Source organism: Victivallaceae bacterium, from assembly GCA_036659455.1.
Classification (GTDB): Bacteria; Chlamydiota; Chlamydiia; order Chlamydiales; family Chlamydiaceae; genus JAVXCN01.
The window spans coordinates 163,325-175,205 of the sequence record JAVXCN010000002.1; the positions used below are offsets into that span (position 1 = coordinate 163,325).

Annotated in this window: 13 protein-coding genes and 3 tRNA genes; 9 read left to right on the plus strand and 7 right to left on the minus strand. The window is 38.0% G+C overall.

Features of this window, described 5'->3' with window-relative positions:
• The 7 genes from aroC to RSA43_04795 form a co-directional block, all read right to left on the minus strand.
• A complete protein-coding gene (gene aroC, locus RSA43_04765) occupies nt 1-1,092 on the minus strand; it encodes a chorismate synthase (GenBank protein ID MEG2496585.1) in 1,092 nt (363 codons plus the stop codon).
• A 5-nt stretch (nt 1,093-1,097) separates the two neighbouring features.
• Nucleotides 1,098-1,661, minus strand: a complete 564-nt coding sequence (locus RSA43_04770) for a shikimate kinase (GenBank protein MEG2496586.1) — start codon at nt 1,659-1,661, stop codon at nt 1,098-1,100.
• The gene (aroA, locus tag RSA43_04775) at nt 1,645-2,949 is read right to left on the minus strand and encodes a 3-phosphoshikimate 1-carboxyvinyltransferase (GenBank protein MEG2496587.1); all 1,305 of its coding nucleotides are present in this window, start codon (nt 2,947-2,949) and stop codon (nt 1,645-1,647) included. The genes RSA43_04770 and aroA overlap by 17 nt, the downstream gene beginning before the upstream one ends.
• 78 nt (nt 2,950-3,027) lie before the next feature.
• Nucleotides 3,028-5,097 (minus strand): MAC/perforin domain-containing protein, encoded by a 2,070-nt coding sequence (locus tag RSA43_04780; protein ID MEG2496588.1) that lies wholly within the window; start codon nt 5,095-5,097, stop codon nt 3,028-3,030.
• A gap of 610 nt (nt 5,098-5,707) precedes the next feature.
• Nucleotides 5,708-5,780: transfer RNA gene (locus RSA43_04785), tRNA-Ile, on the minus strand.
• A gap of 112 nt (nt 5,781-5,892) precedes the next feature.
• Complete coding sequence (locus tag RSA43_04790) at nt 5,893-6,333, minus strand: SufE family protein (GenBank protein ID MEG2496589.1); 441 nt, start codon at nt 6,331-6,333, stop codon at nt 5,893-5,895.
• Between the two features lie 27 nt (nt 6,334-6,360).
• Nucleotides 6,361-7,233, minus strand: a complete 873-nt coding sequence (locus tag RSA43_04795; GenBank protein ID MEG2496590.1) for a hypothetical protein — start codon at nt 7,231-7,233, stop codon at nt 6,361-6,363.
• Nucleotides 7,234-7,535: 302 nt separating this feature from the next.
• Between RSA43_04795 and infA the strand changes: the two genes are divergently transcribed.
• The 9 genes from infA (at nt 7,536) to rplJ (ending at nt 11,862) form a co-directional block, all read left to right on the plus strand.
• Complete coding sequence (gene infA, locus RSA43_04800) at nt 7,536-7,757, plus strand: translation initiation factor IF-1 (protein ID MEG2496591.1); 222 nt, start codon at nt 7,536-7,538, stop codon at nt 7,755-7,757.
• An 80-nt stretch (nt 7,758-7,837) separates the two neighbouring features.
• Nucleotides 7,838-7,909: transfer RNA gene (locus tag RSA43_04805), tRNA-Thr, on the plus strand.
• Between the two features lie 56 nt (nt 7,910-7,965).
• Nucleotides 7,966-9,147, plus strand: a complete 1,182-nt coding sequence (gene tuf / locus RSA43_04810; protein MEG2496592.1) for an elongation factor Tu — start codon at nt 7,966-7,968, stop codon at nt 9,145-9,147.
• A 42-nt stretch (nt 9,148-9,189) separates the two neighbouring features.
• Nucleotides 9,190-9,263, plus strand: a tRNA-Trp gene (locus RSA43_04815).
• A gap of 26 nt (nt 9,264-9,289) precedes the next feature.
• On the plus strand, nt 9,290-9,547 hold the full coding sequence (gene secE / locus RSA43_04820) for a preprotein translocase subunit SecE (protein MEG2496593.1): 258 nt from the start codon (nt 9,290-9,292) through the stop codon (nt 9,545-9,547).
• A 4-nt stretch (nt 9,548-9,551) separates the two neighbouring features.
• The gene (nusG, locus tag RSA43_04825; GenBank protein ID MEG2496594.1) at nt 9,552-10,088 is read left to right on the plus strand and encodes a transcription termination/antitermination protein NusG; all 537 of its coding nucleotides are present in this window, start codon (nt 9,552-9,554) and stop codon (nt 10,086-10,088) included.
• 110 nt (nt 10,089-10,198) lie between these two features.
• Nucleotides 10,199-10,621, plus strand: coding sequence for a 50S ribosomal protein L11 (rplK, locus tag RSA43_04830; protein ID MEG2496595.1), 423 nt, complete (start codon nt 10,199-10,201; stop codon nt 10,619-10,621).
• A 21-nt stretch (nt 10,622-10,642) separates the two neighbouring features.
• Nucleotides 10,643-11,341 carry a 50S ribosomal protein L1 gene (gene rplA / locus RSA43_04835; protein ID MEG2496596.1) on the plus strand — a complete coding sequence of 233 codons (699 nt, stop codon included), beginning with the start codon at nt 10,643-10,645 and terminating at the stop codon, nt 11,339-11,341.
• Between the two features lie 8 nt (nt 11,342-11,349).
• Nucleotides 11,350-11,862 (plus strand): 50S ribosomal protein L10, encoded by a 513-nt coding sequence (rplJ, locus tag RSA43_04840; protein MEG2496597.1) that lies wholly within the window; start codon nt 11,350-11,352, stop codon nt 11,860-11,862.
• Nucleotides 11,863-11,881: the final 19 nt, after the last annotated feature.

Consider the following 11,881-nt stretch of genomic DNA (forward strand, 5'->3'; position numbering starts at 1 on the left):
TTATCTTTGAATAGACTTATTTATTAATAGAGCATCAACCAATACAAGCGAGACCATAGCTTCCACTACAGGTACTGCTCGCACGGCAATACAGGGATCGTGTTTTGATAAGGAAGATATTTTCAATACGGTTGGTTTACTGTCTGTTGTGAGAGTGGTTTGTTCAAGCCCAATACTTGAGGTCGGTTTGAAAACAACATTTCCCGTAAGCGGCATTCCGAAAGATATACCCCCGAGCACACCTCCGGCATGATTTGTTGCGGTAATGATACGACCGTTATTTAATAAAAAAAGATCATTATGTTCGGAGCCTTTCATACGAGCAGATAAGAACCCAGAACCGATTTCAAATCCTTTGCTTCCGGGTATGCTCATAAGACCGCTTGCCAAAACGGCTTCTAATTTTTCATAAATAGGGGAACCCAATCCGTAGGGGAGAGGACTTGTTTTAAATGTAACGATTCCTCCTATGGAATCTCCGTTTGTTTTTATGTTTTCTAAGGTTTCAGTGATTTGTCGTGCCGTATGGTTATCCGGACAGAAGATAGAACTGTCGGAGATTTTTGTTTTTAAAGAGGTTATATCTTCCTCTGTCGGAGGGCAAATACAGTCCCCGACTTGTTGCAGATAAGCGACTATCTTAATGGAATATCGTTTTAATATTTTATCGGCAATGGCTCCTGCAGCCACACGACATGCCGTTTCTCTTCCGGAAGCTCTTCCTCCGCCTCTATGATCGAAGATACCGTATTTTTTTAAGTAGGAGTAATTAGCGTGTCCGGGTCTTAAAACATCTTTTAAGGCTGAGTAACGGTCTTCAATGACGTCTTGATTTTTTATAATTATGGAAATAGGAGTTCCGGTGGTTTTTCCTTCAAAAACACCTGAAAGGATTTCAGGATAATCCGACTCTTGTCTAGAGGATGTTAAACGATTTTTTCCGGGAGCTCTTTTTTGCAGCGCAGAATAAATATCTTTTTCGTCAATTTTAATCCCCGAAGGACAACCGTCAATAACGACACCGATTGCTTTACCATGAGATTCTCCCCAAGTAGTGACTCGAAAAAGACGGCCGAAAGTATTACTTGTCATAGCTGTCACTCACCATGCATGATTTGATGTTTGAGGGCCTTAATAATCTCTTTGGGAGATAAACAATCGGTTGCGATTGTTATATCCGCCAATTTCTCATAAAGGGGAACTCGTCGACGGAGAATATTAAAAAATTGACGTTTGAAATCGATACGAATGGAATTGGAAACAGTATTTGATAGATATCCTGGAATATAATCCAAACGTACTCGTTCCCAAAGAACTTCAAAAGAAGGTTTTAGATAAATAAATTTTCCTAGTTTTTTTAGATGTTTGACGTTTTCTTTATTATTTAAAGAACCTCCTCCCAGAGAAATAACGCTGTTTTGTTTTCTAAGTTCACGTATAACCAAAGTTTCTAAAGATCGAAATTTTTCGTCTCCCTCTCGAGAATAAATGTTTTTTATAAGAAAAGAACGGTCTGTAAGACAGTTGTATAATTTTTTTACGTTAAGATCAGTATCAATCCATTCCAGGTGAAGTGCACGAGCCAAGATTTTTCCGAGAGTTGTTTTACCTGATTTTGAGGGACCAATGAGAATAAAACTTGTATTAGAACGATTGTTCAATATTCGCTCCTATTTTTATGACACTTTCAAAAAAATTGGGAAAGCTTTTATTTATACATTCGACGTTATTGATTTCAGTTTCTTTATAAGTCCCTAATCCGGCAATGGTTAAAGCCATTGCCAGTCGATGATCGCCATGAGAATTTACGAAAGTCCCTTGAAGTTGAGACGGGTTAATGATTAATCCGTCTTCGGTTTCTTCAATATCGGCATTCATTTTTTTTAGTTCTACAGCCGTTGCATGAATACGATCGCATTCTTTATTTCGAGCATTCGCGGCATTTTTTATATGAGTAGGAGTTTCCGCAAAACATGCCACTACGGCAAGGATCGAAATAGTATCAATCAAGTCATTGATGTCTACGATTACTCCTTTAAGGGATGTACAAGGTAATATAGTTAAAGTGCGTTTTTTTTCATCGTAGTGAATAATGGCTCCCATAAGTCTAAACACATCAATGATTTTCTTATCTTGTTGTAAATCCGTTAAGTCGATGTTTTTTATGGTCAGTTCGGAGTGAGTAATAATTGCACCGGCCAGAGGAAACGAAAGAGAACTCAGATCTCCCGGAATCGAATATTCAAATCCTTTGTGTTTTTGATTTCCGGGAATTATGAATTGAGTAAATTCCTCATTGGCGTAATAGGATAACTTTAGAAAATCAAGCCATGATAATGTGAGGGCTATCCAAGGTTTCTCTTCGGGTTTTTTTACATTAATGGTTATGGCTCTTTGAGCGAAGCAGGAAGCAATGATAAATGATGACACCGGTTGAGAATCCAAGCCATCAATGGTAATTTCATTTGGAATAATGGGTCCCGTAATATCTATAGGAGCAAAACCTTTCGTTTCAAGAGATTTAACTTTGACTCCTAGTTGCGTTAAACCGGATATGACAGCGCCCATCGGTCGATTTGTTTTAATTGAACGATCACCTGTTACTAAAGTTTTTTCTTTGGAAAAAGCAGCAATGGTTGAACAGAATCTTAAGACCAGACCGGAATTGCCGACATTGATAATTTTTAAAGGATTAAAATCATGAATTATGCGACCTTGAATTTTTAAATTCAAGCCGTCTGGGGTTATATCAGCACCCCAACCTCGACAAGTGTCAATCATGACCTGCGTATCTGGTGATATCAGATAATTACGAATATAAGTGATATCTGAAGACAAAGAGCCGAGAAGTATAGCGCGCATCGTTTGAGATTTAGACGGAGGAATAACAATCACGCCCTTTAGAGATGATTGTCGAGTCTTATATTTCATAAGGTGTATAGTAAACAAAAAACTTGAGTTTCCTCCTTATTTCGGAAAAACTCAAGTTTTTTTTAAAAAGTATAGGCAAATGCCTTTAGCCTACTATCATACATCCGATGCATCTTTAATCGTAAAGACGGCATCTTTCGGATCAGTAGTTCTAGTCAAAGTCTGTAAGCCGTCTCTCATAGCTGTTGTTGCCAAATATTTTGCAGAATAAACGTGTTTAAGACGAATTTGATCTCCATCTCGGACAAACAAATCTTGAGTCGTATTTAATTTTTCAACTGTCCAAAGTGACCTACTGTCATTAAGAGTACCTAAATAAGCTTGAGGCCAACCTCCAAAAAATGACAAACAATCGTCCTGGTCTGAGTAAATACCATAACTTGGTTGATGGCTAATATAGGAACCCAAATAATAAGAACCATTATGAACAATTTTTTGTGAGACGTCTCGACCGTTTAAAGAGAAAAAGAGTGTAAACGGGGAAGAGCCTGAGATCTCTCTTAAAGTAGGAAAGTCATAGGAGATAAGCGACCAATCTGCTTGATAAGGCGCACTGACTCTTAGCGGAGCATAAGCGGCCTCCAAAATGAAGCTATTATTAGCAGCACCGTAATAATACGATGCAGTGAAAATTTTTTTCTCAGGAATTTTTGCAGGAATATGTGCTTTTAAATATTCCTTAATGGCATTTAATAGGGCTGACTTTAAATTGTTTAATTTATCAACATCCATATTAGGGAATGCAGCTGGCGTTAATAAATCGGTTAACAAGGCAACTTTAACTTGTAATGGAACAGGTTCTTGAGGAACGCTTTCAGCCCAATCTTTGAACAAGAGTTGGTGATTTGGGCCTATTTCCGGAAGAACGGTTCCTCCGAGAAACGCTGTTTTAGCTGACATTTTTGATTCAAACGAAAAGTAAGTGTTTGTTGAATCGGAACTTGCAGTAGAACTCAACAAAGCATCAGCGGCAGCAGCTGATATGGAAATTTTTTTCTCTTTTAATTCCGTCACGGTTTCAGCACTGATTGTTAGGACTTGAAACCCTATTCCTCCATACATTACAGAGGTGATGTAATGAGTGCCTACCATTTTGATAAATTGTTCCAAGTTTGCTGGATTCGAAGGATCTAATTTTTGCTCTATCCAGTAACGAAACTCGTTGTCAAGCCGGATTAATTTCGGATCATAGGAAATATCCTGTTTCAAAACATAAAGAGAACGAGTAGCGGTAGTATGAGTAACGACGTTTTTGGATTCTCGAGTCCTTTCTTGGATGAATTCGTAACTATAACTAGCTGAAAATGCGGAGGCTGTAGCAGCTTTTTCAGTCGCCGCTTCCTCCCCATTAGGAGCTGAGTTACATGCAACTGCAACGGCCCCAGTTCCCTTAACAGCAGAAGAGATAAGAGGGAGAGGAATGTTGATCGAAACCGTTGCGGAGAACGTATTGGAAAAAGAAGTTTTTTCTTCAAAAATCGAAGAATCTATGTTTACGCTCGAAGTAAATCGAGGTTCTAATTTGGTTCCCGGAGGAATGCCATACCTTGCGTCGGAGCTGAGGATAGCCGTTTCTTCCGTAAATGAATAATCCAAGGCATTAATAGAGGAAAGTGAACTCACCAAATTAATGGGATCCAACGTCACTATATTTAGAGCCTTACCCAAGAAACCTACGTTTTTGATAAGCTCATAAGAGGCATTAGAGGCATTATTTTCTCCTGACATCAGCATAGGAGTCGTAATTTGATAAACGCAACCGTCTTGACTGCTGTTTATTAAACACGTTTTTAATTCATCGATTAAATCAAGATCTAAGGATGAGCTTATTAAGCTCTTCTGAACGATACAATAGGCTACGGGAGTAAGAAAAACGGGTTCAAGAACCTGATAATGGTAGCCCAGATCATCTTCGCAGGAACATATCAGCTGATAATCTTCTGGAGAAAGAATGTTTGGCAATTGATCTGAAGCTTCTATATTAGAACATGTAGGTATACTCACCTGAATAGAAAAATCTTCTACCTGTAAATTTGAAATGAAGCTGCTGAATATCTTCTCATTTTCTTTATGAGAAGCGGTTTTTTCTGTCGCCAAAGAATCGTAAATTGTCTGATCAAAAACCTTAATTTTGTTTACTTGGAAAGATTCAGATAACAAGTGCATGTAATTCTCCTAAGAAAATGATTGAATAAAAGCACCCGAAGAATGATATGAGCGGGATTTCGAGTTTGGATGGTATCTTAGAATATGTTTTTTTTTCAATTGTTATAGTTAAAAATTATTAAATCATTTTTGTTGATCGTCTAACTTTATTCGCAGTTTGATTCCGGATTTTTTCTATCCAACTAGTGATTAGTGAGTTATATCTGAATTGATAGGTCTTGTTGTACCAAAATACACAGGAAAGCAAGACGGAATGGTTTTTTAGTGGAAAAGAGACTTAAACATTAATATGCCGAACATAGTTTTTTTTCGGTTTAAATTGTTCGGAACGGAACAATATCGTGTAGGTTATACCTTGCCTTCAGTAATGAAACGCTTAATTTGATATGGCTTTTTTGTTTCATTTTATTATTTTTAAATTTAGGAATTCGATTAAGTTTAGAATTTTTACTATAAAGCTAAAGTATTTATTGGTGTTAAGGTATTTGAGAATATCAACCGGAATATTCAAAAAGAATATTTTCATTCATTATCTTAATTGAACCTAGGTTTTTTTTGATTGGAACGGGCAGGCATTGCGAGCTGTTTTATGAAATCAGAGTCTTAAAAATGGGGCAGGCAGGAATTGAACCCGCGACCAACGGATTATGAGTCCGCAGCTCTAACCTCTGAGCTACTGCCCCTAAAAGACACCGAGGGCTATGGATTCTACCGGAAATTAGAGCCATACTTCAAGAAATTCTTCTATAAATCTTTCTCAAAAATATAAATTTTTTGTTCTCTTTTCGTTTGTTATCAATAAATATTTTTGGAAGAAGACAAATAAGGAAGAACGAGTTGTTTCATTCTGAGATGTAGGGACAAGGCACCGTTAGATCGGCCGGGTGATAAAAGATTATTCAAATTCAGTTTATCAAAAAACATCGGAGGACAACCTAAAATGGTTTCAGGCAATTCATCGGAATAAGACAAAACGAATAGAGCGGAAATTCCGGCTGATATAAGAGCGTCCGCTTTTGAGAAAAAAAAGACTTTACCATTTTCCATTTTTGAATATATCCAAAGATTACTTTGACAACCCCGCACCAAGTTATTGTCACAGGCTTTATTTTTTTCGAAAGAGGGCAGTCGATTTTTTAATGAAATCAGAGTTTTATAAATCTCGTCTTGAGAAGAAGATTTTGAAAATATACGGCATAGATCCGTTTGTTTGTCGATACAACTACTGAAATCCATGAAATTAGACCTAATTTAACCGTAATTTTAAGAATCGGAAACATTATTTAAGTAGGCGCTAAGTCCACTGATGATAACATTGCATCGTTTTATTCTGTTATTCAATTCTAATATCCTTTCGGAATAATGGGTAATGGGTCCTGTTGTTCTTGAGTTTGTCTCTATTGTTACATTAGGTTCTTCTTCGGTCGAATCCGTTGTCTGATTTCTTTCCATATTTGAAAAACGGGCTTCAAGAAGGTCCATTCGATGTTGGAGTTCTAGGTTGTGTTTTTTTAGAATTAAATTTTCTTTGATTAAAGAGTGTGTAGTGCGCGCTTCTTCATATTCCTTGATTTCTTTCGATTTTTTTGGGGAGAGAAGCTGATCTTTGGTACCAAGCTTTATGCCATAGCACATTTTAACGCCGAGTTGGTTACCTGCACAAAATCCTAAAAATGCACCCAGAACTTGAGGAAAAACAACTAAAGATGTGGAAATTGCAGTTATAACCACAGCTAACAGTACCTGCCTGGTTCCGTTCGGATCCAGTTGAAGTAACCCCAGGTTCATGAGATCCCAAAGACTATTTTTTCCGTTCCATTTGTTTTTAGGATCAAGCAATGTAGCCGTAATAATACCGAAAATAAATCCTAATCCGAAACCGATACTCATCCAAATAGTGAAAGGAAGAGCAACGCATTCGAATCCGCACAGAGCGCCGTAACAACCGATGATTATCAGCCAAGTTAGGAGATAAAGGACGATTTTTTTCCAATTATCCCTTAAAAACAAACCGATTCTTACGGCTACTAATTTAGTCTGATTTAAAATTCTTTTTGAAAGCGGGAGTGCGATTGTCGTAACTTGAGTTTCAACGTTCTGGATAGGGGGCTCGTCGTCTTCTTGAGAGGACGCCATAAAAAAAGTGGAGTAAGAATTGGATTGAGATATGTTATACATTTATATTTAATATAAAAAAAACAAACTATTTTATCTATTTTTTTATTTTTTATAAATATGGTGTTTTGTTTTTTATTTTTTAATAAAATTAATTTTTTGCTTTCTAAAAAGATTCCAGTTAAGTATTCTTTGTAATTCTGTTGTGGAAATCCGGATTGGATTTTCGAAAGTTTTATTTCAAGTTTTTTATGAACATGAATAAGTAAGCGAATCGTTTCGAATAAGCAGATGTTCGGTGAATATATTGGATGCAGGAGATTATGGCAAAAAAAGAAGATACTATCGTTCTTGATGGAAAAGTGGAAGAGCTTCTTCCGAACATGAGTTTTCGGGTGATTTTGGAGAACGGTATGGTCGTAACCGCTCATCTTTGCGGTAAAATGAGAATGAGTAACATTAGGCTTTTGGTTGGAGATCGGGTCACGGTGGAAATGTCTACCTATGATTTAACAAAAGCTCGTGTCGTATATAGACACAGATAGAGTTATTATTTCTCTGTTGCTTATTTTGAACGGGTAGCATAGACTAGGCGTTTTTTTTAGCTCCCCGGATTGTTTGACTAGCCTGGATAGCTCAGTGGTAGAGCATTTGCATGGTAAGCAAAAGGTCGTAGGTTCAACTCCTATTCTAGGCAACCGGATAAGCCACGAATATAGCAGATTGTACACTTAATAAAAGAGGATTCTTGAAATGTCAAAAGAAACTTTTCAACGAAATAAACCGCATGTCAACATAGGAACAATTGGACACGTTGACCACGGTAAAACGACTTTAACGGCCGCTATTACTAAAGCTCTTGCGGGTGATGGTTTGGCTGATTTTCGTGATTATAATTCCATTGATAATACACCGGAGGAAAAGGCGCGCGGAATTACCATCACTGCTTCTCACGTTGAATATGAAACATCCAGTCGACATTATGCTCACGTAGACTGTCCGGGTCACGCAGATTACGTTAAAAATATGATTACTGGTGCTGCGCAGATGGATGGGGCTATTTTAGTCGTGTCGGCTACTGATGGGGCTATGCCGCAAACGAAAGAGCATATTCTTTTGGCGCGACAAGTGGGTGTTCCTTATATCGTCGTATTTTTAAATAAAGTTGATATGATTTCCAAAGAAGATGCCGAATTGATTGATTTGGTGGAGTTGGAGCTGAACGAGCTTTTAGAAGAAAAGGGTTATAAAGGTTGTCCTATTATTCGTGGTTCGGCTTTGAAGGCTCTGGAAGGAGATGTCGATTATGTGGCTAAGATTCGTGAATTGATGCAAGCCGTTGACGACAACGTGCCCACTCCGCAAAGGGAGATAGATAAGCCTTTCTTGATGCCTGTTGAGGACGTATTTTCGATTTCCGGAAGAGGTACCGTTGTTACAGGGCGTATTGAAAGAGGGGTCGTTAAGGTTTCTGATAAAGTTCAGATTGTTGGATTAAAAGATACTCGAGATACTATTGTTACGGGTATTGAGATGTTTCGCAAGGAGTTGTCTGAAGGGCAAGCGGGGGAAAATGTCGGTTTGCTCTTAAGAGGTGTCGGTAAAAATGATGTTGAAAGAGGAATGGTTGTTTGTGTTCCTAACAGTGTTAAGCCGCACTCTAAATTTAAGTCTGCAGTGTATATTTTGAAAAAAGAAGAGGGAGGTCGTCATAAGCCTTTCTTTACTGGATATAGGCCTCAATTTTTCTTTAGGACGACAGATGTTACTGGGGTTGTTACTCTGCCTGAAGGAAATGAAATGGTAATGCCTGGCGATAATGTTGAGTTGTCTGTCGAGTTGATTTGTCCTGTTGCTCTTGAGGAGGGAATGAGATTCGCTATTCGAGAAGGCGGAAGGACGATAGGTGCTGGAACCGTTTCTCAGATTTTATAGTATTTCCTTAAAAACAGAAAAGAACAAAACTTTTCTGTTTTAGGGTGTGTAGCTTAGTTTGGTAGAGCAGTGGCCTCCAAAGCCGCCGGTCGGGGGTTCGATTCCCTTCGCACCCGATATATAATTTTTAGTTTTTTGTGTTATGGTTCAAGTTCATAAGCGGGAAAAAGAGAGTGTAAAATCTAAGTTAAATCGTTGGAAAAAGTTTTCCGATTTTTACGGTGGTTTTTGGGACGAGATTAAGAGAATAGATTGGACGAGCAAAAAGGATTTGCAGAGTTATGTCAAGGTGGTTTTATTGAGTGTTTTGACTTTCGGTGTGTTGATTTATTCAATAGATTTAATTATTCGTAAGCTTTTGGTTGGATTGGAAGCCGTAATGGGATTTATCTTTGGTTAGTTGTATGTTTAAATGGTATGTTGTTCAGGTTTTTACGGCTCAAGAAAAAAAAGTTAAGAAAGTCTTGGAGGATTTTAAAGAATCTTCTGGAATGTCCGATTTACTAGAAGAAGTCGTTTTGCCTATAGAGAATGTTATGGAGGTCAAAAAAGGAGAGCAAAAGGTCGTCGAAAAATCTATTTGGCCTGGTTATGTTTTGATCAAAATGAATTTAACTGATGATTCATGGCATTATGTTAAGAAAGCTCCGGGGGTTATTGACTTTTTAGGGGGGGAGTCTCCTAATGCTCTTAGTGAAGATGAAGTCAGGAATATTTTAGAAGATCTTGAAGAGAAAAAATCTGGAGTTGTTCAAAAACATCAGTTTGAAATCGGTTCCAGAGTTAAAATTAACGACGGTGTTTTTGTTAATTTTGTTGGGGTCATTTCCGAAGTATTTCATGACAAAGGGCGTGTTAGTGTTATGGTTTCCATTTTTGGTCGAGAAACTCAAGTTGATGATCTTGAGTTCTGGCAAATAGAAGAAGCAGGTCCTGAATAGGAAATTTAAACGATAACGATAAAAACAGTATATTGTAAATGTTGTTCTTCCTATAATGCTCCTTTGCCGGTTTTGCGTTTGGGTTGAGCGTATCTTCTTTAGGTTTTAGTATGTCGAAGAAAGTATTGAAAATAATTAAATTGCAGATTCTTGGTGGTAAAGCTAATCCTGCTCCTCCCATAGGCCCAGCTCTGGGTGCTGCTGGGGTAAATATTATGGGATTTTGTAAAGAGTTTAACGCTTCTACTCAGGATAGGAGTGGTGAATTGCTTCCTGTCGTGATTACGGTTTATGTCGATAAAAGTTTCAGTTTTATTACCAAGCAACCTCCAGTGTCTTCCTTGATTAAGAAGGAATTGGGGTTAGAGTCCGGTTCGAAAACTCCTAATAGGGACAAAGTTGGGAAGCTTTCGAGAGAGCAGGTGGCTTCCGTTGCAAAACGTAAATTTGAGGATATGGATGTTGTTTCCATCGAATCGGCAGAAAAGATGGTTATCGGCACTGCTCGTAGTATGGGTGTTGATGTTTTATAGTTAAGGACGAGTTGGTTTTTTATGACGAAGTGTAGTAAACGAATGAAACAGATTTACGGGTCTCTGGATTTTTCTAAGAGTTATTCTCTTAAGGATGCCGTTGGCTTTTTAAAATCGTATCCTTCCATAAAGTTTGATCAAACTTTGGATTTTTCGTTGCAGTTAGGGATAGATCCTAAAAAAAGTGATCAACAAATAAGAGGGAGTGTGTCTTTGCCTCATGGAACCGGAAAGAAGATATCTATCTTAGTATTTGCTGCCGGTGAGAAGGCTCAGGAAGCTTTGAGTGCTGGTGCTGATTTTGTCGGAAGTGAAGATCTTATTGAACGAGTAAAGTCCGGTTGGGTTGATTTTGATGTAGTTGTGGCGACTCCCGATATGATGAGGGAAGTTGGAAAGTTGGGTAAAATTTTAGGTCCCAGAAGTCTGATGCCGACGCCTAAGGCTGGGACCGTGACGAATGACGTTTCGGGGGTCATTGGTGAATTAAGAAGGGGAAAGATTGAGTTTAAGTCCGATAGAAGTGGTGTTTGTAATGCGGGTTTGGGGAAGCTCTCTTTTTCTTCGGAAGCGTTGTGTGATAACGTTAATGCTTTTGTTAATGCCATTTTGAAGTCTAAACCTTCAAGTGCTAAGGGGCAGTATTTTGTGTCTTGTGTCTTGTCATCGACTATGGGGCCTGGTGTTAGGATTGATTTTAAAGATTTTCTGGTTTCTTAAGGATTAATATGAAAGAAGAAAAAGGTTTGCTCTTGCGGGAGATAGAAGATAAGTTTTCTGAATCTCAGGGATTTGTCTTAATGCGTTATTCGGGGTTTACTGCTGATTATGCTAGAGCTTTTCGAAACGGCTTGGCTAGCGCTTCGTCCGAATTTGAAGTTGTTAAAAAACGTTTGTTTTTTAAAGCTTTGGAAAAAATGTCAATAAAGTTCGATGTACAAGATTCTGTAGGTCATCTAGGGGTTGTTTTTGCTTTTAAAGATCCTGTTGCGGTTATGAAGAATGTTTTGGAATTTAGTGAAAAGCATGATGACGCGTTGGTTTTTCTTGGTGGTCAAGTTGACGGTGTGATTTTTTCGTCTGAAGAAGTATTGGCGATGGCTAAATTGCCTTCTTTGAGAGAACTGAAAATGCAATTTTTGGGTGTTTTACAAGCTTCTATGTCTCAAATGATTGGTGTTGTTCAGGCTGTTCTTACCGGTGTTTTGTTGTGTATGGAAGAGAAAATTAAAAAGGATTAGTTTTTAGTTATTTATATAG

Coding starts and splice junctions, on each gene's coding strand:
- aroC (MEG2496585.1), bottom strand. CDS start 1,092: ATGACAAGTAATACTTTCGGCCGTCTTTTTCGAGTCACTACTTGGGGA.
- RSA43_04780 (MEG2496588.1), bottom strand. CDS start 5,097: ATGCACTTGTTATCTGAATCTTTCCAAGTAAACAAAATTAAGGTTTTT.
- RSA43_04790 (MEG2496589.1), bottom strand. CDS start 6,333: ATGGATTTCAGTAGTTGTATCGACAAACAAACGGATCTATGCCGTATA.
- RSA43_04795 (MEG2496590.1), bottom strand. CDS start 7,233: ATGGCGTCCTCTCAAGAAGACGACGAGCCCCCTATCCAGAACGTTGAA.
- infA (MEG2496591.1), top strand. CDS start 7,536: ATGGCAAAAAAAGAAGATACTATCGTTCTTGATGGAAAAGTGGAAGAG.
- tuf (MEG2496592.1), top strand. CDS start 7,966: ATGTCAAAAGAAACTTTTCAACGAAATAAACCGCATGTCAACATAGGA.
- secE (MEG2496593.1), top strand. CDS start 9,290: ATGGTTCAAGTTCATAAGCGGGAAAAAGAGAGTGTAAAATCTAAGTTA.
- nusG (MEG2496594.1), top strand. CDS start 9,552: ATGTTTAAATGGTATGTTGTTCAGGTTTTTACGGCTCAAGAAAAAAAA.
- rplK (MEG2496595.1), top strand. CDS start 10,199: ATGTCGAAGAAAGTATTGAAAATAATTAAATTGCAGATTCTTGGTGGT.
- rplA (MEG2496596.1), top strand. CDS start 10,643: ATGACGAAGTGTAGTAAACGAATGAAACAGATTTACGGGTCTCTGGAT.
- rplJ (MEG2496597.1), top strand. CDS start 11,350: ATGAAAGAAGAAAAAGGTTTGCTCTTGCGGGAGATAGAAGATAAGTTT.